Origin of the sequence: Thermomonospora umbrina (assembly GCF_003386555.1) — a bacterium.
Lineage (GTDB): Bacteria > Actinomycetota > Actinomycetes > Streptosporangiales > Streptosporangiaceae > Thermomonospora > Thermomonospora umbrina.
Map to the genome: position 1 here is coordinate 3,920,316 of NZ_QTTT01000001.1, position 18,896 is coordinate 3,939,211.

Below are 18,896 nucleotides of genomic sequence, written 5' to 3' on the forward strand. Positions count from 1 at the left end.
GCCGTCGAGAGGGGGCATGGCGACGCTGACCGATGCGGAGGCCGACGAGCTGGCACGGGAGTTGGACGAACTCCGCCGCGAGGTGGCCGGCGACCTCGGAGAAGCCGACGCCAAGTACATCCGGCGGATGATCGCCGTTCAGCGGGGGCTGGAGGCGGCGGGGCGGGTGGCGCTGTTCGGCTCGTCCCGACGGTGGCTCTGGTGGGGCGGGACGGCGTGCCTGACGGTCGCCAAGGTGCTCGAGAACATGGAGATCGGGCACAACGTGATGCACGGCCAATGGGACTGGATGGGCGACCCGAAAATCCACTCGACCACCTGGGAATGGGACGCCGCGGCCCCGGCCTACCAATGGAAGCACTCGCACAATGTCCTCCACCACACGTACACGAATGTGCTCGGCCGGGACCGTGACCTCGGCTATGGCCTGATCCGCATGGATCCCCGGCAGAAATGGCGGCCCGTCTATCTGCTGCAGCCGTTCTACAACCTCGCCCTCGCCGCGCTGTTCGAATACGGGACCGCGTGGTACGACCTGGCCGCCCAGGTCGAGATCGGCGAGAGCAGCGAGGAGGAGCTCCGGCGGCAGGCGGGCGACATCCTGCGCAAGGTGGGTCGGCAGGTCGCCAAGGACTACGTGATGTTCCCCGCGCTCGCGGGACGGAACGCGCCGCGGGTGCTGCTGGCCAACCTGACCGCCAACGTGCTGCGGAGCATCTGGGCGCACCAGGTCATCTTCTGCGGCCATTTCCCCGGCGACGTCCAGGTCTTCGAGGAGGAGGTGCTGGAGGGCGAGACCAGGGGCCGGTGGTACCAGCGGCAGCTTCTCGGGTCGGTGAACATCGAGGGCGGCCCGCTGCTGCACGTCATGACCGGCAACCTGTCCCACCAGATCGAGCACCACCTGTTCCCCGACCTGCCCAGCAACCGCTACGTGCGGATCGCGCCGCAGGTCCGGGAGATCTGCGCCCGCTACGGCCTGCCGTACCACTCCGGCCCCCTGGTGAGACAGGTCGGCCGGCACTGGAAGAGGGTCGTGCGGATGGCCTTCCCGGGCGGCCGGTGATGACGACCGGGTCCGGGCGGTGGTCGGACGCCGGGGCGATGCTGGGCGCGGCGGCGCGGTGGCTGACCACGCCGCTGCTGCCCGAGGACTACCTCGGCTGGGTGAACCCGCTGTGGTCGGCCGCGCAGCTTCGCGGACGGGTCGAGGCGGTACGGGCTGAGACCGCGGATTCCGCGACGCTGCTCATCCGGCCGGGACGCGCATGGGCCCCGCATCGACCGGGCCAGTGGGTCAGGGTCGGCGTCGACATCGGCGGGGTCCGGCATTGGCGCACGTTCTCGCTCTCCTCGCCGCCGCGCCGGGACGGCCGCATCACGATCACGGTGAAGGCCGGCCCGGACGGGTTCGTCTCCTCCCACCTGGTGCGGCGGACCCGGCCCGACACGCTCGTCCATCTCGGCCTTCCGGACGGACGGTTCGTCCTGCCCGCCCGGCTGCCGCGCCGGGCGTTGTTCGTCACTGCGGGCAGCGGCGTCACCCCGGTGATGGCGATGCTCGCCCAGCTCGCCGCCGCCGGGATGACCTCCGACGTCGTGCTGATCCACTCCGCCCCCACCCGCGACGACGTCATCTTCGGTACGGCGTTGCGGGCGATGGCGGCGCGGTTCCCCACGATGCGGCTCCACGAGCGTCACACCCGTGAGCACGGCAGACTCAAGGCCGCCGACATCCCCGAGCTGTGCGAGGACTGGGCGGACCGGCCGACGTGGGCCTGCGGCCCCCCCGGCTTCCTGGCCGACCTGGCCGAGCACTGGGACACCCACGGGATCGGCGCGGCGCTGCGGCAGGAGTCGTTCCATCCGCTGCGGTACGCGGAGGACGACGGCGACGGCGGGCGCGTACGGTTCACCCTCAGCGGGAAGACCGCCGAGGCCGAAGGCGGCACCCCGCTACTGGAGACGGGCGAGGCGGCCGGAGTGCTGATGCCCAGCGGCTGCCGCATGGGCATCTGCCGAAGCTGCCTCACCCCACTCGGCGAGGGCACGGTCCGCGACCTGCGCACCGGCGAACTGACCAGCGGCGAGGGGAAGTACATCCAAACCTGCATCTCGACGCCCGTCGGCCCGGTGGAACTCCGGCGCTGATCCAGCGTTCCGGGTCCCTTCGGTGGGCGGCTCGCCCTCGGCGACGTGACTTCACCATGGGACCAGGGTCCTCGACGGCGAGGTGCCGCCCGGCATCGTCGAGAACGACGGCCGGGGGCTCCACGAACGCGGGTACGTCGGCGGTCCGGAACCACGACGCGGGTGCCCTTCAGGACGGGGATGCCGGCCCGGGCGCCCCCGTTCCATATCCAGTCGGCACCCGAGTCGACCGGGTTCCACCAGCCGGTGACGGGCGACCTGCCGGGTCGCGTGGGGTGCCGCCCCACCCCGTGGCCCCATCCATGCGTCGGCGAACGCATTGGAGGCGGTGAGGCGTTGGACGGCCGCCTGGCCCGCAGACGCCGGATCCGAGCCGTTCTCCGTCGAGGCACCGGCCAACACGGCGGACCGTCCAGGTTGGGGCCTCGGTGAGGCGGGAGGGGCGGCGTCCGACTGAGGCGGGCCGCGCCTCGTTCGTCGCGCGGCAGAGGAGCTCGCCGAACGCGTCGGAGGCGGTGGTCATTTCGGTGAGACGTTGGGCGACCGCATCGTTCGCAGGCGCCGGATCCGCGCCGTTCTCCACCAAGCGCCGACCATCACGGTCGGCCGTCCGGGTGGGGTCTTCGATGATGCCCTCGGTGAGGCGGTGAGGCGGTGAGGCGGCGAGGTGAGGCGCGGTGCGGCGAGGGCGGCGCGGCGCGGCGACGTGCGGTGCGGAGGGGCGAGGTGCGGTGAGGTGCGGTGCGGAGGGGCGAGGTGCGGTGCGGTGCGGCGAGGTACGGCGCGGTACGGCGAGGTACGGCGCGGTGCGGCGAGGTGCGGAGGGGCGCGGCGCGGAGGGGTGAGGCGAGGGGGCGCGGAGGGGCGAGGCGAGGGGCGGCGTCCGACTGAGGCGGACCGCGCCTTTTTCCTCGCGCGGGGTGGGGTCGCCGAACGCGCGGTGCTGGTCGGATCGCGGCCCGGAGCAGGTCGTCGATCAGTCGATGGAGGCCCCGATCATGGCGTTCACCTTCGGCTATGGGGGGCGACGGCCGGCGGCGAAGGACGAGGGGGCAAATCGATTTCGTATCCGGTGCGCGGGGCGTGTATGGTTTCACTGCGCGCTCGACGCAAGCCCCTTTAGCTCAGTCGGCAGAGCGTCTCCATGGTAAGGAGAAGGTCTACGGTTCGATTCCGTAAAGGGGCTCCACACAGGATCGGCAGGTCACAGGCCGTCTCTCACGAACGATGAGGGACGGCCTTCGTGCTGTCCGGGAGAGATGTGGGAGATCGCGATCTCGGAACGGTGTCGCGGCGGCTCTCCCGGGTCGGAGCGCTCGTACGGCCGCCCGGAAGCGTGGGACGGAACGGGTCGGCCGGTTCGTTCCTAACGGATAGGTCAGTGTGGCCGATCCGAGGGGATAGTTCCACGGAGTGTGCCGGTGGTGAAACTCCTGGTGACACTCGAAGGAGCATCCCCCATGAACACTTCCGCCGACGTCGACAGGGTCGACGCCCCCGCCCGGCCGCTCAGCGGCTGGACCCTCGCCTGGGCCGCCTGGATCCTGTTCTTCCTGGTCGTCGAGTTCGCCGCGCTGTTCCGCAAGGCGCCCGGCGACACGTTCTCCGAGCACTGGTGGTCCCTGTTCCGCCTCCGCCGCCGCGTCCCCCTGCCCATCCGGATCGCCCTGCTGGCCGTCCAACTGGGCTTCGGCGTCTGGCTGGTCGGCCACCTCGCCTTCGGCTGGTGGACCTTCTGACCACGCACCCCGCCCGTCACCACCCGCCGCCCCTGACGCACCACCCCCGCCGAACGCACTGCCACCACCCCTCGCCGCCGAACGCGACCGACGAACGCACCCGACCCGACGGACGTGACCGACCCGATCGGCGCGACCGAAGCGCGTGACCAACGCGACCCCGTGACCCCGTGACCCCAGTGACCAGCGAGCCTGGCGTGACTGGCGTCACTGGCGTGCCCCCGTGACGTGCGTGACCGGCGTGACTGGGTTATCGGCGTGATTGGTGACCGTCGTGACCGTCGTGACCGTCGTGACCGTCGTGATCGAGGTGATCGAGGTGATCGACGTGATCAGCGTGACCGCCGTGACCGCCGTGACCGCCGTGATCGGCGTGACCACGGTGACCACGGTGACCCGCGTGACCGGCGTGACTGGGGTGACCGGCGTGACTGGGGTGACCGGGTGACCGGGGTGACCGGGGTGACGGGGTGGCCGGCGTGACCGGCGTGACCGGCGTGACCGGCGTGACTGGGGTGACCGGCGTGACTGGGGTGACTGGGGTGACTGGGGTGACCGGCGACCGAGCCGACCCACGCGACGCACGCAACCGGCGTGACTGGCGTCTAGCGCGACGGATGTGTCCGACGCGACCTGGTGACCGACCCGACCGACGTGAACGAGCCGACGGACGTGGCCGGTCCCGACCGACGCCACCGGCCCGACCGACGCGACCGGAGCCACCTGCCTGGCCGGCGCGACCGTCCGGTTCGGCGTGACCGGCCGGTTCGGCGTCGCCGGCCCGGTTGAGTGGTGGGCCCGGGCTGACCGGGGGAGATGTGGAGCGGTGGATCACCGGTCGGAGTGCGCCCGGGGCTCTGGTAATCTCGGTGCAGGTCCTTTAGCGGAGGGCTGGGAAGTCCGGGTCGCCGTCTCCTTCGGAGCGGTCGCGCCCGGGCGTTTCCACGGTCCGGTCCCGGTCCGGTATCCTGTCTCACCGGTCCACACCGACCATCTCGGCGGGGTAGCTCAGTCAGGCAGAGCAAGCGGCTCATAATCGCTGTGTCGCCGGTTCAAGTCCGGCCCTCGCTACTACCCCCACTTCCCGTCACCGGCGGGTCGTTGGGGTGCGCATGTCCATTGTCCCTCGTCAGAAAGGCACTCCCTCGTGGCTGCCACCGACGTTAGGCCGAAGATCACGCTGGCCTGCCAGGAGTGCAAGCACCGCAACTACATCACGCGGAAGAACCGGCGCAACGACCCGGACCGCCTCGAGCTCAAGAAGTACTGCCCGAACTGCCGCTGCCACCGCCCCCACCGCGAGACCCGCTGACCGGCGACAGGTGACCGTCGCCCCCGCACTCGGGTGACGCACCGTCCCGGCTCGCGGTCCGCAACCGGCGACACCCGCACGCGGCCCCGCCGCCCGGGGCCGTCGGGAGATCCGGCCGCAGACGGCTCGGCAGGGAGTTCGGCGCTCCGGCGCCGGCACACCACGGCTTGATGATCAGCCCGTCCTCACCACCTCCGAGGGCGGGCTGAACGTCGTTCTGTTACGGTCACGGCCAGGAAGAACAGGCGGTCGGCAGGCCACTGCGACCCTGGAAGGACGGATGCATGGCACTGAACCGGGATTTCATCGGGCGGACCTTCCCGCCCACCGAGCCGTACGAGGTGAGCCGGGTCAAGATCCGCGAGTTCGCGGACGCCATCGGCGACCCCAGCCCGGTGTACCGGGACCGTGAGGCCGCCAAGGCCGCCGGATACCCCGACGTCATCGCGCCGCCCACCTTCCCGATCGTGGTGGCGCTGGCCGGCCCCGCGCTCATCGACCCCGACCTGGGGCTCAACTACGCGATGGTGGTCCACGGCGAGCAGCGCTTCGTCTACGAGCGTCCCGTCCGCGCCGGCGACGAGATCGTCTGCACCACGACGATCACCCAGATCAAGGCCATCGGCAGCCACGAGAAGATCGAACTGCGCACCGAGATCACCACCACCGCCGGCGAACTGGTGTGCACCGCCCACAACACGATCGTGGAACGGGGGGCCTGATGACCGCCACCGTCAAGTACGACGACGTCGAGGTCGGCACCGAGATCCCGCTGCGGACCTTCCCGATCGACCGGGCCAACCTCGTCATGTACGCCGGGGCCTCGGGCGACTTCAACCCGATCCACTGGCGGGAGGGCTTCGCCAAGGCCGTCGGGCTGCCCGACGTGATCGCCCACGGCATGTTCACGATGGCCCAGGGCGGCCGCTTCGTGAGCGACTGGGCGGGCGACCCCGGCGCGGTCGTCGACTACGGCGTCCGGTTCTCCGCGCCCGTGGTGGTGCCCGACGAGGGCGGCGCCGTCCTGGAGATCAGTGGCAAGGTGGAGAAGAAGCTCGACGACAACAAGGTCGTCGTGGCCCTCACCGCTCGTTCCGCCGAGCAGAAGGTGCTCACCCAGGCCAAGGCCGTCGTCCGCCTCGCCTGAGCCCCCGACCACCCGACGAAACCGCCCACAGAGGTCGTGCACGGGCCGCCGTGCCGGGACCGCCCAGGAGTACGGGGCGCCCCCGGGATCACGGCGGCCGATCCGACCGGCAGGCCTGGAGGAGCCGATGGCCGTGCTCTGCGAACACGTCAACCTCGCCGGATACACCACCCTGCGGCTGGGCGGTCCGGCCCGCCGGTTCGTGGAGGCGGCCACCGAGGACGAGCTGGTCGCGGCCGTCCGCAAGGCCGACGACACGGGCGAGGACGTGCTGGTCCTCGGCGGCGGCAGCAACCTGGTGGTGGCCGACGAGGGGTTCGCCGGCACCGTCGTGCACGTCGCCGGACGGGGCGTCGTCCGCCGCGGCGACCCCGACCGTCCCGGCAAGGTCCTGGTCACCGCGCAGGCCGGCGAGGAGTGGGAGCCGTTCGTGGCCCGCTGCGTGGCCGACGGGCTGGCCGGGGTCGAGTGCCTGTCGGGCATTCCCGGGCTGGTCGGCGCCACCCCCATCCAGAACGTCGGCGCGTACGGCCAGGACGTGAGCGAGACCGTCGTACGGGTCCGCGCGTACGACCGCGAGGCCCGCGAGGTCGTCGCCCTCGACCACGCCGACTGCGGCTTCACCTACCGCAACAGCGTCTTCAAGGGAACGGACCGGTACGTCGTCCTCGACGTGACGTTCGCCCTGGAGGAGACCGAGGAGTCCCGACCCGTCGCGTACGCCGAACTCGCCCGCACCCTCGGCGTGGAGCGCGGCGCGACCGTTCCGCTGGACGCCGCCCGCAAGGCCGTGCTGGAGCTGCGACGCGGCAAGGGCATGGTGCTGGACCCCGCCGACCCCGACACCCGCAGCGCCGGGTCGTTCTTCACCAACCCCGTCCTCGACGCCGGGCAGCTCGCCGACCTCGAACGTCGCGTGGCCGAACGGCTCGGGCCGGACACCGCGTTCCCCCGTTACCCGGAGACCGGCGGGTGCACCAAGACCTCGGCCGCCTGGCTGATCGACAAGGCCGGGTTCGCCAAGGGCCACGCGCTCGGGCCCGTCCGGATCTCCACCAAGCACACCCTCGCCCTCACCAACCCCGACGGCGCCGGCAGCACCGCCGACCTGCTCGCCCTGGCCCGCCGGGTGCGGGACGGCGTGCGCGAGGCGTTCGGCGTCGAGCTGGTGAACGAGCCCGTCATGATCGGCGTCCGGCTCTGACGACGTTCGGTCACCGTCTCCGAGAGTGACGGGATCCGCGCGTTCCAGAATCGAGGTTCGCGACGCATCATGAAAGGGGGGCCCTTGAGGCCGCGGCGCCCTCGCCGCGGAAGGGTCCCATGGGGCGGTTCACGTGGCGTCACCGCGCATCGGCACACGACCCCAGCTCAGTGACGAGGTCGCCGCCCGCCTCCGTGAGATGATCATGGACGGTCGGGTGCGCCCGGGGGAGTACCTCCGGCTGGAACGGCTGGCCGCCGAGTTCGGCATCAGCGTCACCCCCGTCCGCGAGGCCCTCCAGTCGCTGCGCAGCCAGGGCTTCGTCCAACTCGAGCCCCGCCGCGGCTTCGTGGTCGCCCCGCTGTCCCGCCAGGACGTCAAGGACCTGTTCTGGGTCCAGGCCGGCCTCGCCGCCGAACTGGCCGCCCGCGCCGCCCGCACCATGACCACCGGGGCCCTCAAAGAGCTGACCGCCATCCAGCACGCCATGGGCCGCGCCGTCGTCGACGGCCGCGCGCCCCTGGTCGAGGAGCACAACCACGGCTTCCACCGCTCGATCAACCTGGCCGCCCGCTCCGCCAAGCTCGCCTGGTCGCTCAGCTCCGTCGCCCGCTACGTCCCCCGCGGCCTGTACGGACGCCTCCCCGAGTGGCCCCGCACCGCCCTCGACGACCACGAGCACGTCCTGGCCGCCCTCCGCGACGCCGACCCGACCAAGGCCGGCGCCGCCATGCGCGTCCACGTCGTCCGCGCCGGCGAACTCCTCATCGCCCACCTCGAACGCCAGGGCCTCTGGAACAACTCCCTCAACGGCCACTGAGCACGGCGGCGTCCTCGGACCGGTGGGGATGTCAGGCGGCGGTCACCGCATGGGTCGGGGGAGCGGTGAGCCAGGTGTCGATGTCGCCCAGCAGTTGCTTGCGGACGTTCGTGGGGGCAGCCGAGCCCTCGATGGAGGCGCGGGCGAGGGTGGCCAGCTCCGCGTCGGTGAAGCCGTGCTCGGTGCGGGCCAGCTCGTACTGTCGGGCGAGCCGGGAGCCGAACAGCAGAGGGTCGTCGGCCCCCAGCGCCAGCCGCGCGCCCGCCTCGAACAGGGCGCGGAGCGGCACCTCGGCCGCCGAACGCGCCACACCCAGGGACACGTTCGAGGCGGGGCAGACCTCCAGCGTCACGCCCCGTTCCACGATGCGGTCGAGGAGCGCGGGGTCCTCCACGGCGCGCACACCGTGGCCGATCCGGTCCGCCCGCAGAACGTCCAGGCACTCCCGCACGCTCCCCGGCCCTCGCAGTTCGCCGCCGTGCGGAGTGGACAGCAGCCCGGCCCTGCGAGCGATCCGGAACGCGCCCTCGAAGTCGTACGCCCGGCCCCGCCGTTCGTCGTTCGACAACCCGAAGCCGACCACCCGGCTCCCCGCGTAGCCGGCCGCCAGCCGCGCGAGCGTCTTCGCGTCCAGGGGGTGCCGGGTGCGGTTGGCCGCGATCACGATGCCGATCCCGACACCGGTGGCCGTCTCCGCCTCCTCCGCCGCGGACAGGACCAGCTCCACCGTCGGGGTCAGCCCCCCGAAGCGCCCCGCGTAGCCGGACGGGTCGACCTGGATCTCCAGCCAGCCCGAACCCTCCGCCGCCTCGTCCTCCGCCGCCTCCCGCAGCAGCCGCCGGACGTCATCGGGCTCCCGCAGCACCGAACGGGCGATGTCGTACAACCGCTGGAACCGGAACCAGCCGCGCTCGTCCGTGGCGCGCAGCCGGGGCGGCCAGTCCTCCACCAGCGCGTCCGGCAGGTGCACCCGGTGTCGTTCGGCCAGCTCCACCAGGGTGCTGTGCCGCATCGAGCCGGTGAAGTGCAGGTGCAGATGCGCCTTGGGCAGAGTGCGGATCGGACGGGTGAAAACGGGATCGGCCTCCATGGCCCAACTTTGCCGGATCCGCCCACCCGCACGAACACCGGCCCGACCAAGACCACCCTTTCGGACCATCGGCACATGACCCTCGCAGGCAACCCGATGGCCGTCCCCCGCGTATGTGTACGCGTCGAAGGGAGCACAGATGTCCGAAGAACCCGGTACCGCCGATGGGTGACGACCCCTCGTTCGAGGAGTTCGTGGCCGGGCGCGGCACGGCGCTGCTCCGCACCGCCGTCCTGCTGTCCGGCGGCTCGCGGCACGACGCCGAGGACGTCGTCCAGACCGCGCTGGAGAAGGCGTATCGGCACTGGTCGCGCATCGAGGGCGACCCCGAGCCGTACGTCCGCCGCATCCTCGTCAACGTCACCATCAGCCGCGCCCGCCGGCGCAGGATCCGCCAGGAGGTGAACGTGGAACGCGTTCCCGAGGTCGGCGTCCCGGCGGCCGCCGACGGGCTCGCCCTGCGGGACGTCCTGATCCGCGAACTGCACCGCCTCCCGGCCCGCCAGCGCGCCGTGCTGGTCCTCCGTTACTGGGACGACCTCACCGAGGCCCGGATCGCCGAGGCGATGGGCTGCTCGGTCGGAACCGTCAAGTCCCAGGCCGCCAAGGCGCTGGCCCGCCTCCGCGCCCACCGGATCCGTGAGGAGATCACGCGATGACCCTTGAAGGCGATCTTCGTGAGGCCATGTCCCGGCACGTCGCCGACGTCCACGCCCCACCCGGCCTGGCCGCCGCCGTCCGGGACGGCCGCCGTCGCCGCCGCTCCCGCAGGTTCGCGCTGGGAGCGCTGGCCACCGTGACGGCCACCGCCGCGGTCTCGGTCGCCGGCACCGGCCTGGCGAACGGGCCGGAGCACGATCGGGAACGACCGCTCTCCCCGCCGGAACGGGCGCTGCCACCCGTCCAGGCCGTACCGGCGCGGTTGTGCACACCCCGGACGCGCCCGGAGACGCCACGCGACAGCGACTGGCCCGACCCCGGTCCGGGCGTACGGGCGACCGACCCGAATCCGCAACATAGCCGGCCCGCCCGTGACCCTTGGAAGGAATGGCCTCAGGGGCACCCGAGCACGTGGCCGCGCCAGCTCATCGCCGGAGTCCATCTCGACTACCTGCCGGATCGCCTCGGAAAGCCCGGCCCGCACGGCGGCGTCACGAGCCGCGACAGCTCCTGGGTCTACGGCGCGTCCTGGCATGCGCCGAGCAGGATGAAGACGCCCGTCGAGAAGAGGACGAGCGGAGACTTCATCTCCGTCTCCGTCGTCTGCGGCAAGGACACGCGAGGCGACTACCACGCCTCCTGGGGTCCGTCGGCCGAGGAGACGACCGTCAAGGGCAACCCGGGACGCCGCCAGCCCGACCAGGCCGCATGGCGGGTCCGCGAAGGCGTGGCCATCGTCGTCCGGGTGTCCGATGGCATCGACCTCGACAGGGTGCTCGACGGCCTTCAGGTCACCGGATAGCCGAACGCCCCCGCCCCGAACGATCCGGGGCGGGGGCGTCGCACGTCGTCAGGGTCAGCTCGCCTCGGCCAGCAGCTTGGCGACGCGGCTGACACCCTCCACCAGGTCCTCGTCGCCCAGCGCGTACGACAGCCGGAAGTAACCCGGGGTGCCGAACGCCTCGCCCGGGACCAGCGCCACCTCGGCCTCGGTCAGGATCAGCTCGGCCAGCTCCACCGTGGTCGCGGGGCGCTTCCCGCGGATCTCCTTGCCCAGCAGGGCCTTGACCGAGGGGTAGGCGTAGAACGCGCCCTCCGGCTCCGGGCACAGCACCCCGGGGATCTCGTTGAGCATCCGCACCATCGTCTGGCGGCGGCGGTCGAACGCCGCGCGCATCTCGGCCACGGCCGACAGGTCGCCCGTCACGGCCGCCAGCGCCGCCGCCTGCGAGACGTTCGCGACGTTGGAGGTGGCGTGCGACTGGAGGTTGGCGGCGGCCTTCACCACGTCCTGGGGGCCGATCATCCAGCCCACCCGCCAGCCGGTCATCGCGTAGGTCTTGGCGACGCCGTTGAGCACCAGGGTCCGGTCGGCCAGCTCCGGTACGGCGACCGGCATCGAGGTGAACTCGGCGTCGCCGTAGACCAGGTGCTCGTAGATCTCGTCGGTGATCACCCACAGCCCGTGCTCGGCGGCCCAGCGGCCGATCTCGGCCACCTGCTCGCGCGGGTAGACCGCACCGGTCGGGTTGGACGGCGAGACGAACAGCAGCACCTTGGTCCGGTCGGTGCGCGCCGCCTCCAACCGGTCGACATCCACCCGGTAACCGGTGGTCTCGTCGGCCACCACGTCCACCGGCACGCCGCCGGCCAGCTTGATCGACTCCGGGTACGTGGTCCAGTACGGGGTCGGGACCAGCACCTCGTCGCCCGGGTCCAGCAGCGCGGCGAACGCCTCGTACACGGCCTGCTTGCCGCCGTTGGTCACCAGGACCTGGGACGCCTCGACCCGCAGACCGGAGTCGCGCAGGGTCTTCTCGGCGATCGCGGTGCGCAGCTCGGGGAGCCCGCCGGCGGGGGTGTACTTGTGGAAGCGGGGCACCCGGCAGGCGGTGACGGCCGCCTCGACGATGTAGTCCGGGGTGGGGAAGTCGGGTTCGCCGGCACCGAACCCGATGACCGGACGGCCTGCGGCCTTCAGCGCCTTGGCCTTGGCGTCCACGGCCAGCGTGGCGGACTCGGAGATGGCGGCGATGCGCGCGGAGACTCGAGGTCGGTCGATGCTCATGCGTCCATCGTTCCAGACCTCCCGCCGCCGCTTCAGCCGGATATCGGTCCAGGTGGAGCGGGGATCGTTCCGACCGGAACGATCATGCGGAGGCGGCTGGTTCGACGCGGGGGCCCCGAGCCACGTACACTCACGGACTTAGTGACGGGTTCCGGCGTGCTGCCGTGCCCCCGGGCAGGCCGTAAGCTGGAGACCGTCACCTCCGGTCACCCGTGGGCCGGAGAACGCGAAGGGCAGTAGCTCAATTGGTAGAGTCCCGGTCTCCAAAACCGGCGGTTGGGGGTTCGAGTCCCTCCTGCCCTGCGAAGTGCGGTGCCCGCACCAGTGCCATCTTCGTCGGTGCCACGCCCGAGCGGGGCATCGGCGGGCACGCCTTCATGCGGGCGCGCACGGGCCACGGGTTGATTACCGACCGATTGGTGAACGGCGATGGCGACTGAGATGCGCGGCGAGCCCGCGACCGAGGACAAGGGCAAGGAGAAGAAGTCCGGCGGTAAGCGGACCTCCCCTGCCCTGTTCGTCCGCCAGGTCATCGCGGAACTGCGCAAGGTGATCTGGCCGACCCGCAGCGAACTGATCAACTACACGGTCGTGTCGTTGATCTTCGTGCTGGTCATGATCGGGATCGTGTCGGGGCTGGACTGGGCCCTGCAGAAGGGCATCTTCGCCATCTTCGGCTGATCCCCGATCCGCATCCGGCGCCCGCGCACCGCACCGCGCGCCGTCATATTCACGTTTTCCGTTACCGATAGAAGAGAAGAGTCACCGTGTCCGAGTCCCCACAGCCCTACGACGAGGCCGCCGAACAGGCCCGGTCTGCGGAGGAGGCTGCGGTCGAGCCGGCGGAGACCCCCCAGGAAGACGACACCGACGCCGTCGACGACACCGACGCCGTCGACGACACCGACGGGATCGATGAGCCCGCCGAGGCCGTCGAGCCCGTCGAGACCACCGACGAGACCGAAGAGGTCCTCGAGCCGGCCCCGGCCGTGGACCCGTACGCCGACTTCAAGATGCAGCTCCGCATGCAGCCGGGCGACTGGTACGTCGTGCACTCCTACGCGGGGTACGAGAACCGGGTCAAGACCAACATCGAGACCCGGACCCAGTCGCTCAACATGGAGGACTACATCTTCCAGGTCGAGGTGCCCCAGCACGAGGTCACCGAGATCAAGCAGGGCAAGCGCCAGAAGGTCAACGAGAAGGTGCTGCCGGGCTACATCCTGGTCCGGATGGAGCTGACCGACGAGTCGTGGGCCGCGGTCCGCAACACCCCCGGCGTCACCGGCTTCGTGGGCCTGCTGAACAAGCCGTCCCCGCTGAGCCTGGACGAGGTCGCCAACCTGCTGGCCCCCGAGCCGGAGGAGCAGGCCAAGGTCAAGGAGCAGGCGAAGATCACGGCCACCGTGGACTTCGAGGTCGGCGAGTCCGTCACCGTCATGGACGGCCCGTTCGCCACCCTGCCCGCCACGGTCAACGAGATCAACGCCGAGCAGCAGAAGCTCAAGGTGCTGGTCTCGATCTTCGGCCGTGAGACCCCGGTCGAGCTGAGCTTCAACCAGGTCTCCAAGATCTGACACGTAGACTGCTCCTCGTCCCCGCTGTGGCGGGGTTATCCCGTGCAGTTCCACGCCGGAGCCGCAACGCCGGCTTGCCCCGCGTCAGCGGGGATGCGGGAGATCAACGGTCCCAACGTGGCGGAAGTGTTCCGGCCGCCCCGTTGCCCCGAAGAGGGGAGTCGGGACCACATCAAACAGGAACGAGAGGAAGGCACATGCCTCCCAAGAAGAAAAAGATCAACGCCGTCGTCAAAGTCCAGCTCAGCGCCGGTGCCGCGACGCCCGCGCCGCCGGTCGGTACCGCGCTCGGTCCGCACGGCGTGAACATCATGGACTTCTGCAAGCAGTACAACGCCGCCACCGAGGCCCAGCGCGGCAACGTGATCCCGGTCGAGATCACGATCTACGAGGACCGCTCGTTCACCTTCGTCACCAAGACCCCGCCGGCCCCGAGGCTGATCCTCAAGGCCGCCGGGATCGAGAAGGGCAGCGGCGAGCCGCACAAGACCAAGGTCGGGTCCATCACCAAGGACCAGGTCCGCGAGATCGCGCAGACCAAGATGCCCGACCTGAACGCCCGTGACATCGAGGCCGCCGAGAAGATCATCGCCGGCACCGCCCGTTCCATGGGCATCGAGGTCAAGTAACACCCACCAGTGGAAGGGCCGTGCGCCGGCCCGTACCACGACTCTCGCGACACAGGGAGCAGCAATGAAGCGCAGCAAGGCATACCGCAGGGGCGCGGACCTGATCGACCGCGAGCGGCTGTACACGCCCGCCGAGGCGGTCGAGCTGGCCCGCAAGACCGCGGTGACCAAGTTCGACGCCACCGTCGAGGTGGCCATGCGGCTGGGCGTCGACCCCCGCAAGGCCGACCAGATGGTCCGCGGCACCGTCAACCTGCCGCACGGCACCGGTAAGACCGCCCGCGTGCTGGTCTTCGCCGGCGGCGCCAAGGCCGACGAGGCCCGCGACGCCGGGGCCGACCTCGTCGGGACCGACGACCTCATCGAGCGGATCCAGGGCGGGTTCCTGGACTTCGACTCCGTGGTCGCCACCCCCGACATGATGGGCAAGGTCGGTCGGCTGGGCCGGGTGCTGGGCCCCCGCGGCCTGATGCCCAACCCGAAGACGGGCACGGTCACCATGGACGTGGCCAAGGCCGTGACCGACATCAAGGGCGGCAAGATCGAGTTCCGGGTCGACCGGCACTCGAACCTGCACTTCATCATCGGCAAGGCGTCCTTCGACGAGCGCAAGCTGGTGGAGAACTACGCCGCGGCGGTCGACGAGATCCAGCGTCTCAAGCCCTCGGCGGCCAAGGGCCGGTACGTCAAGAAGGCCACCATGACCACCTCGATGGGCCCGGCCATCCCGGTCGACCCCAACGCGGTGCGCAACCTGACCGCCGACCTCGACTGAGGTCCGGCGCTCGAACGAGAGGGGCGTCCCCGGTGCGAACCGGGGCGCCCTTCGTCGTTTCCGGGGGTACGACCCAAGGGGTACGGGAAGGGACGGTATTCGTACCACTGGGGGATGCCGCCCAGGTCGGTCCTGACCACACTGGATCTCAGCCAGGGAAGACCAGGGCAGCAGAGAGGAACCCCTCATGGAACGCCGAACGGCCCTCCGGACGACCGTGGTCGTCGCCGCGGGATCCGCCATCGCCGCCACCCTCACCGCGTGCGGATCGGACGGCGGGTCGGGGAACGCCGGGACGATCAACCTGCCCGCCGACACGGCGCTGGTCAAGGCGTCGCAGCGGACGGGGCAGGCCGACTCGTTCGAGGCCGATCTGACCATCGCCGACACCGGCGACGGCGGCACCACGATCCGCGGCTCCGGCGACGTCCGGCTCCGGCCGAACCTCGCGTTCACCGCGACGCTGGACCAGCTCAAGGTGGGCGGCCAGACCCTCCCGGGTGTGGGCAGCCGGGCGATCCTGGTGGGCGACACGCTCTACGCCAAGGTGCCGCGGCTGGCCGAGTTCGCCACCGGCGGCAAGCCGTGGCTGCGGCTGAACGTCGACCGTACGGGCCGGCGGCTCGGGTTCGGCTTCGACGAGATCACCGACGCGGTGCAGCGGGTCAACCCCGCGGAGCAGACCAAGATGTTCACCGGCTCCAAGGACGCCCGCCGCGTCGGCGAGGAGAAGATCGAGGGCGTCCGCACCGGGCACTACACGGGCACCGTCACCCTGCAGGACGCGTTGAACCGACTGGACCCGCAGACCCGCGAGAAGGTCCGGAGGTGGCACACCGACGGCTCGGACCGGCTGGCCTTCGACATCTGGATCGACTCCGAGAACCTCCCCCGCAAGCTGGTGGTCAAGGGCACCTCGAAGGGCCACGAGACCTCGACGGTGACGGTCCTGTACCGCGACTACGGCAAGAAGATCCGGGTGAACCCCCCGCCCGCCGACCAGGTCGGCGACGTCACCGACACCGTGGGCCGCTTCCTCGGCGGCGGTAACTGACCAGCCCACGGCGGCCGGTCGGCGGGTGAACCCGGGGTCGGGGTGTCGGGATGGGGATATCTCGTGCCGAATGTCGGTCGGTCGGGGTACCGTTCGGGGTTGATCATGGGGGCTGCGCGCCTCCCGCTCCCGAGGAAGAGGTCGCAGACCGATGTACCGCCGACTGACCGCCACGGCCGCCGTGTGCGGCGCATTGACCCTCTCGCTCACCGGATGCCTCGGTTCCGCCGAGGAGAAGGCCGGGGACGCCGGGGGAGCGGTCAAGCTCGCCGCCGCCCAGATCCTGGCGAAGGTCTCCGACAAGGCCGGGTCGGCCGACTCGTACCGGGTGAAACTCACCTCGGACAGCCGGCTGTCCATCCAGGGGCAGCAGATGAGCGTGCGGATGGACATGGACATGGAGGTCCGGCACCGGCCGGTGCCGGCCATGCGGGGCTCCATGACGACCTTCGGCACGCCGGGCGGCGGCCGGCCGGTCAAGATGATCATGGTCGGCCGGTCGTTGTACATGAACCACGGCTCCACGGCGCTCTCGGGCGGCAAGCCGTGGGCCAGGATGCCGGTGGGCGATGGCGCGGCGGGCGGCTCGGACCCGTTGGAGGAGATGGAGCGGAACGGCCCCGGCGAACAGGCTCGCGTCCTCACCGCCTCTCCGAACGTGCGCGTGGTGGGCCGGGAGACCGTCGACGGGGTGGTGACCACGCGCTACGCGGGCACCCTCAACCCGGCCACCGACTTCGCCCGGATGCCCCCCGAGCACCGCGAGAAGTACGAGGGCATCTATCGGAAGCTGAAGGCGCAGCGGGTCTCGATCGAGCTCTGGGTCGGTGATGACGGTCTGCCCCGCAGGCAGAAGGTCGACATGACGCTGGCGGTCGGTGCGGTCACCGCCATCGGCACGTTCTTCGACTACGGGAAGCCGGTGAAGGTCAGCGCTCCGCCGGACGACCAGGTGGGCGAGTTCACGTCGCCGAGCCTGCCGAACATCCCGCGCGCGTGAGTCGTCGCGTTCCCGGTTCGGATTTGGCGTTCGGGCCGGGGACGCGTACCCTTGGGGATTGCCGAAGACCGCCGGTCGCTGTCCGCCTGGGCAGCCGAAGGTCCGCCGAAAATGCGGACGGCCCGCGCAGGTGAGACGAGAGTGACCGCACGCCCGCTTCGCTGAAGCGGCCGTCTTCACGCCCCGTGTGCACCTGCGCCGGGGCGTTTGTGTTTTCTCCGGACCTTCCGACCGGTGGCCTGAACCCTAGGTAATCGGAAGGAGGCCCATGGCTAAGGCCGACAAGGCTGCCGCGATCGATGAACTCACCAACGAGTTCACCAGTTCCAACGGCGCCGTACTGACCGAGTACCGCGGGCTCACCGTGGCGCAGCTAGGCGAGCTGCGTCGCAACCTCGGTGAGAATGCGACGTTCTCCGTGGTGAAGAACACGCTGACCAAGCGCGCGGCGAACGCCGCCGGCGTCGACGAGAAGTTCTCCGAGCTGCTCGCCGGACCGTCGGCGATCGCGTTCGTCAAGGGCGACGTGGTCGAGGCCGCGAAGGGCCTGCGCGACTTCTCCAAGGCGAACCCGCTGCTGGTGATCAAGGGCGGGTACGTCGACGGCAAGTCGATGGACGCGGCCGATGTCGCCAAGCTCGCCGACCTGGAGTCGCGCGAGGTGCTGCTCGCCAAGCTGGCGGGTGCGATGAAGGCGTCGATGGCGAACGCCGCCGCGACCTTCAACGCCCTGCCGACGCAGATGGCCCTGCTCGCGGACGCGCTGCGGGCCAAGCGCGAGGCGTCGGGCGAGGCCACCGAGGCCGTAGAGGCCACGGAGGCCGCAGCGCCCGCCGCCGACCAGGCGCCCGCCGAGGACTGAATCCCGCGGTCACCCGAAGATCGCACGTGAGACCCTGGAGGAAACACATATGGCCAAGCTCAGCACCGACGACCTGCTCGACGCGTTCAAGGAGATGACCCTCCTCGAGCTGTCGGAGTTCGTGAAGCAGTTCGAAGAGGTCTTCGACGTCAAGGCCGCCGCCCCGGTCGCGGTGGCGGGCGTTCCCGCCGCCGGTGGCGCGGGCGCCGCCGCCGAGGAGGCCGAGGTCAAGGATGAGTTCGACGTCATCCTCGAGGCCGCCGGCGACAAGAAGATCCAGGTCATCAAGGAGGTCCGCGCGCTGACCAGCCTCGGCCTCAAGGAGGCCAAGGACCTGGTCGACGGCGCTCCGAAGACCCTCCTGGAGAAGGTCAACAAGGAGGCCGCCGACAAGGCCAAGGAGGCCCTGGAGAAGGCCGGCGCGTCCGTCTCCGTCAAGTAGTCACGCCCCGGGTCGCCCCTGCGGCCCTGCGCGTTCAAGGCGGTCGTTCTCATCCTGTGGGGTGAAAACGGCCGCCTTTCGCGTGCCCGGATCGTTGCGCAGCGCACTTGTGAGCCCTCATGGGCGCGCGTAGTGTCGCGCCCGGACGGAGGGTGCGCCCCGCCGGGGCCACCGGAGCCCTTCCGCCCGGCTCTCCACCCCCGCTGACGTGGGGGTTTCGGTCGTCCGAGTACCGCGTAAGGTAAGTAACGATTGGCTTACGTTGCTATGGTTTGCCACAGAACCGGCGTCGGAGCTCTTCCTTTTTTGAGATTCGCCGCTAACGTAGTGGCACGCGTCACGGCTACCCGTTGGTAGCAAGACAGT

21 protein-coding genes and 3 tRNA genes are annotated in these 18,896 nt (G+C 70.7%); 22 read left to right on the forward strand and 2 right to left on the reverse strand.

Features of this window, described 5'->3' with window-relative positions; translation table 11 throughout:
* The first annotated feature begins 16 nt into the window (after positions 1–16).
* The 11 genes from DFJ69_RS17465 to DFJ69_RS17520 all read left to right on the forward strand — a co-directional run bounded on the left by DFJ69_RS17465 (position 17) and on the right by DFJ69_RS17520 (position 8,373).
* Positions 17–1,066, forward strand: coding sequence for a fatty acid desaturase family protein (locus tag DFJ69_RS17465; protein WP_116023579.1), 1,050 nt, complete (start codon positions 17–19; stop codon positions 1,064–1,066).
* Positions 1,066–2,151 carry a ferredoxin reductase gene (locus DFJ69_RS17470; protein ID WP_116023580.1) on the forward strand — a complete coding sequence of 362 codons (1,086 nt, stop codon included), beginning with the start codon at positions 1,066–1,068 and terminating at the stop codon, positions 2,149–2,151. The genes DFJ69_RS17465 and DFJ69_RS17470 overlap by 1 nt, the downstream gene beginning before the upstream one ends.
* A gap of 1,113 nt (positions 2,152–3,264) precedes the next feature.
* A tRNA-Thr gene (locus DFJ69_RS17475) sits at positions 3,265–3,340 on the forward strand.
* 271 nt (positions 3,341–3,611) lie between these two features.
* The gene (locus DFJ69_RS17480; RefSeq protein ID WP_116023581.1) at positions 3,612–3,890 is read left to right on the forward strand and encodes a hypothetical protein; all 279 of its coding nucleotides are present in this window, start codon (positions 3,612–3,614) and stop codon (positions 3,888–3,890) included.
* A gap of 274 nt (positions 3,891–4,164) precedes the next feature.
* On the forward strand, positions 4,165–4,338 hold the full coding sequence (locus DFJ69_RS17485) for a hypothetical protein (protein ID WP_170177702.1): 174 nt from the start codon (positions 4,165–4,167) through the stop codon (positions 4,336–4,338).
* A 549-nt stretch (positions 4,339–4,887) separates the two neighbouring features.
* Positions 4,888–4,961 (forward strand) — tRNA-Met (locus DFJ69_RS17495).
* A 76-nt stretch (positions 4,962–5,037) separates the two neighbouring features.
* The gene (rpmG, locus tag DFJ69_RS17500) at positions 5,038–5,202 is read left to right on the forward strand and encodes a 50S ribosomal protein L33 (RefSeq protein WP_089324515.1); all 165 of its coding nucleotides are present in this window, start codon (positions 5,038–5,040) and stop codon (positions 5,200–5,202) included.
* 284 nt (positions 5,203–5,486) lie between these two features.
* Complete coding sequence (locus DFJ69_RS17505; protein WP_116023584.1) at positions 5,487–5,924, forward strand: MaoC family dehydratase N-terminal domain-containing protein; 438 nt, start codon at positions 5,487–5,489, stop codon at positions 5,922–5,924.
* A complete protein-coding gene (locus DFJ69_RS17510) occupies positions 5,924–6,349 on the forward strand; it encodes a MaoC family dehydratase (protein ID WP_116023585.1) in 426 nt (141 codons plus the stop codon). The genes DFJ69_RS17505 and DFJ69_RS17510 overlap by 1 nt, the downstream gene beginning before the upstream one ends.
* 127 nt (positions 6,350–6,476) lie before the next feature.
* Positions 6,477–7,553 carry a UDP-N-acetylmuramate dehydrogenase gene (locus DFJ69_RS17515; protein WP_116023586.1) on the forward strand — a complete coding sequence of 359 codons (1,077 nt, stop codon included), beginning with the start codon at positions 6,477–6,479 and terminating at the stop codon, positions 7,551–7,553.
* A 133-nt stretch (positions 7,554–7,686) separates the two neighbouring features.
* Complete coding sequence (locus tag DFJ69_RS17520) at positions 7,687–8,373, forward strand: GntR family transcriptional regulator (RefSeq protein ID WP_116023587.1); 687 nt, start codon at positions 7,687–7,689, stop codon at positions 8,371–8,373.
* Positions 8,374–8,404: 31 nt separating this feature from the next.
* Here DFJ69_RS17520 and DFJ69_RS17525 read toward each other — a convergent pair whose 3' ends face one another.
* Complete coding sequence (locus tag DFJ69_RS17525) at positions 8,405–9,463, reverse strand: adenosine deaminase (protein ID WP_116023588.1); 1,059 nt, start codon at positions 9,461–9,463, stop codon at positions 8,405–8,407.
* Positions 9,464–9,627: 164 nt separating this feature from the next.
* On the opposite strand from DFJ69_RS17525, the gene DFJ69_RS17530 reads away from it, so the two are divergent.
* Together DFJ69_RS17530 and DFJ69_RS17535 are read left to right on the forward strand one after the other, a co-directional pair.
* Positions 9,628–10,122, forward strand: coding sequence for a SigE family RNA polymerase sigma factor (locus DFJ69_RS17530; RefSeq protein WP_116023589.1), 495 nt, complete (start codon positions 9,628–9,630; stop codon positions 10,120–10,122).
* A complete protein-coding gene (locus tag DFJ69_RS17535) occupies positions 10,119–10,925 on the forward strand; it encodes a hypothetical protein (protein ID WP_147312352.1) in 807 nt (268 codons plus the stop codon). The genes DFJ69_RS17530 and DFJ69_RS17535 overlap by 4 nt, the downstream gene beginning before the upstream one ends.
* A 54-nt stretch (positions 10,926–10,979) precedes the next feature.
* Here DFJ69_RS17535 and DFJ69_RS17540 read toward each other — a convergent pair whose 3' ends face one another.
* Positions 10,980–12,191, reverse strand: coding sequence for a pyridoxal phosphate-dependent aminotransferase (locus DFJ69_RS17540; protein WP_116023591.1), 1,212 nt, complete (start codon positions 12,189–12,191; stop codon positions 10,980–10,982).
* Positions 12,192–12,421: 230 nt separating this feature from the next.
* Here DFJ69_RS17540 and DFJ69_RS17545 point away from each other — a divergent pair.
* The 9 genes from DFJ69_RS17545 to rplL all read left to right on the forward strand — a co-directional run bounded on the left by DFJ69_RS17545 (position 12,422) and on the right by rplL (position 18,530).
* Positions 12,422–12,494 (forward strand) — tRNA-Trp (locus DFJ69_RS17545).
* A 126-nt stretch (positions 12,495–12,620) separates the two neighbouring features.
* Complete coding sequence (gene secE, locus DFJ69_RS17550; protein WP_116023592.1) at positions 12,621–12,872, forward strand: preprotein translocase subunit SecE; 252 nt, start codon at positions 12,621–12,623, stop codon at positions 12,870–12,872.
* Positions 12,873–12,958: 86 nt separating this feature from the next.
* Positions 12,959–13,768 (forward strand): transcription termination/antitermination protein NusG, encoded by an 810-nt coding sequence (gene nusG / locus DFJ69_RS17555; RefSeq protein ID WP_116023593.1) that lies wholly within the window; start codon positions 12,959–12,961, stop codon positions 13,766–13,768.
* A 197-nt stretch (positions 13,769–13,965) separates the two neighbouring features.
* A complete protein-coding gene (gene rplK, locus DFJ69_RS17560; protein ID WP_116023594.1) occupies positions 13,966–14,397 on the forward strand; it encodes a 50S ribosomal protein L11 in 432 nt (143 codons plus the stop codon).
* 64 nt (positions 14,398–14,461) lie between these two features.
* On the forward strand, positions 14,462–15,172 hold the full coding sequence (gene rplA / locus DFJ69_RS17565; protein WP_116023595.1) for a 50S ribosomal protein L1: 711 nt from the start codon (positions 14,462–14,464) through the stop codon (positions 15,170–15,172).
* Between the two features lie 187 nt (positions 15,173–15,359).
* Positions 15,360–16,226 carry an SCO4651 family lipoprotein gene (locus DFJ69_RS17570; RefSeq protein ID WP_116023596.1) on the forward strand — a complete coding sequence of 289 codons (867 nt, stop codon included), beginning with the start codon at positions 15,360–15,362 and terminating at the stop codon, positions 16,224–16,226.
* Positions 16,227–16,377: 151 nt separating this feature from the next.
* Positions 16,378–17,226, forward strand: a complete 849-nt coding sequence (locus DFJ69_RS17575; protein ID WP_116023597.1) for an SCO4651 family lipoprotein — start codon at positions 16,378–16,380, stop codon at positions 17,224–17,226.
* Between the two features lie 268 nt (positions 17,227–17,494).
* Complete coding sequence (gene rplJ / locus DFJ69_RS17580) at positions 17,495–18,088, forward strand: 50S ribosomal protein L10 (protein ID WP_116023598.1); 594 nt, start codon at positions 17,495–17,497, stop codon at positions 18,086–18,088.
* Between the two features lie 49 nt (positions 18,089–18,137).
* Positions 18,138–18,530, forward strand: coding sequence for a 50S ribosomal protein L7/L12 (gene rplL / locus DFJ69_RS17585; protein WP_116023599.1), 393 nt, complete (start codon positions 18,138–18,140; stop codon positions 18,528–18,530).
* Positions 18,531–18,896 lie beyond the last annotated feature (366 nt).

Coding starts and splice junctions, on each gene's coding strand:
- DFJ69_RS17540 (WP_116023591.1), bottom strand. CDS start 12,191: ATGAGCATCGACCGACCTCGAGTCTCCGCGCGCATCGCCGCCATCTCC.
- DFJ69_RS17570 (WP_116023596.1), top strand. CDS start 15,360: ATGGAACGCCGAACGGCCCTCCGGACGACCGTGGTCGTCGCCGCGGGA.
- DFJ69_RS17535 (WP_147312352.1), top strand. CDS start 10,119: ATGACCCTTGAAGGCGATCTTCGTGAGGCCATGTCCCGGCACGTCGCC.
- DFJ69_RS17575 (WP_116023597.1), top strand. CDS start 16,378: ATGTACCGCCGACTGACCGCCACGGCCGCCGTGTGCGGCGCATTGACC.
- DFJ69_RS17525 (WP_116023588.1), bottom strand. CDS start 9,463: ATGGAGGCCGATCCCGTTTTCACCCGTCCGATCCGCACTCTGCCCAAG.
- DFJ69_RS17470 (WP_116023580.1), top strand. CDS start 1,066: ATGACGACCGGGTCCGGGCGGTGGTCGGACGCCGGGGCGATGCTGGGC.
- DFJ69_RS17505 (WP_116023584.1), top strand. CDS start 5,487: ATGGCACTGAACCGGGATTTCATCGGGCGGACCTTCCCGCCCACCGAG.
- DFJ69_RS17515 (WP_116023586.1), top strand. CDS start 6,477: ATGGCCGTGCTCTGCGAACACGTCAACCTCGCCGGATACACCACCCTG.
- rplK (WP_116023594.1), top strand. CDS start 13,966: ATGCCTCCCAAGAAGAAAAAGATCAACGCCGTCGTCAAAGTCCAGCTC.
- DFJ69_RS17530 (WP_116023589.1), top strand. CDS start 9,628: ATGGGTGACGACCCCTCGTTCGAGGAGTTCGTGGCCGGGCGCGGCACG.
- rplJ (WP_116023598.1), top strand. CDS start 17,495: ATGGCTAAGGCCGACAAGGCTGCCGCGATCGATGAACTCACCAACGAG.
- DFJ69_RS17465 (WP_116023579.1), top strand. CDS start 17: ATGGCGACGCTGACCGATGCGGAGGCCGACGAGCTGGCACGGGAGTTG.
- DFJ69_RS17480 (WP_116023581.1), top strand. CDS start 3,612: ATGAACACTTCCGCCGACGTCGACAGGGTCGACGCCCCCGCCCGGCCG.
- secE (WP_116023592.1), top strand. CDS start 12,621: ATGGCGACTGAGATGCGCGGCGAGCCCGCGACCGAGGACAAGGGCAAG.
- rplA (WP_116023595.1), top strand. CDS start 14,462: ATGAAGCGCAGCAAGGCATACCGCAGGGGCGCGGACCTGATCGACCGC.
- DFJ69_RS17510 (WP_116023585.1), top strand. CDS start 5,924: ATGACCGCCACCGTCAAGTACGACGACGTCGAGGTCGGCACCGAGATC.
- rplL (WP_116023599.1), top strand. CDS start 18,138: ATGGCCAAGCTCAGCACCGACGACCTGCTCGACGCGTTCAAGGAGATG.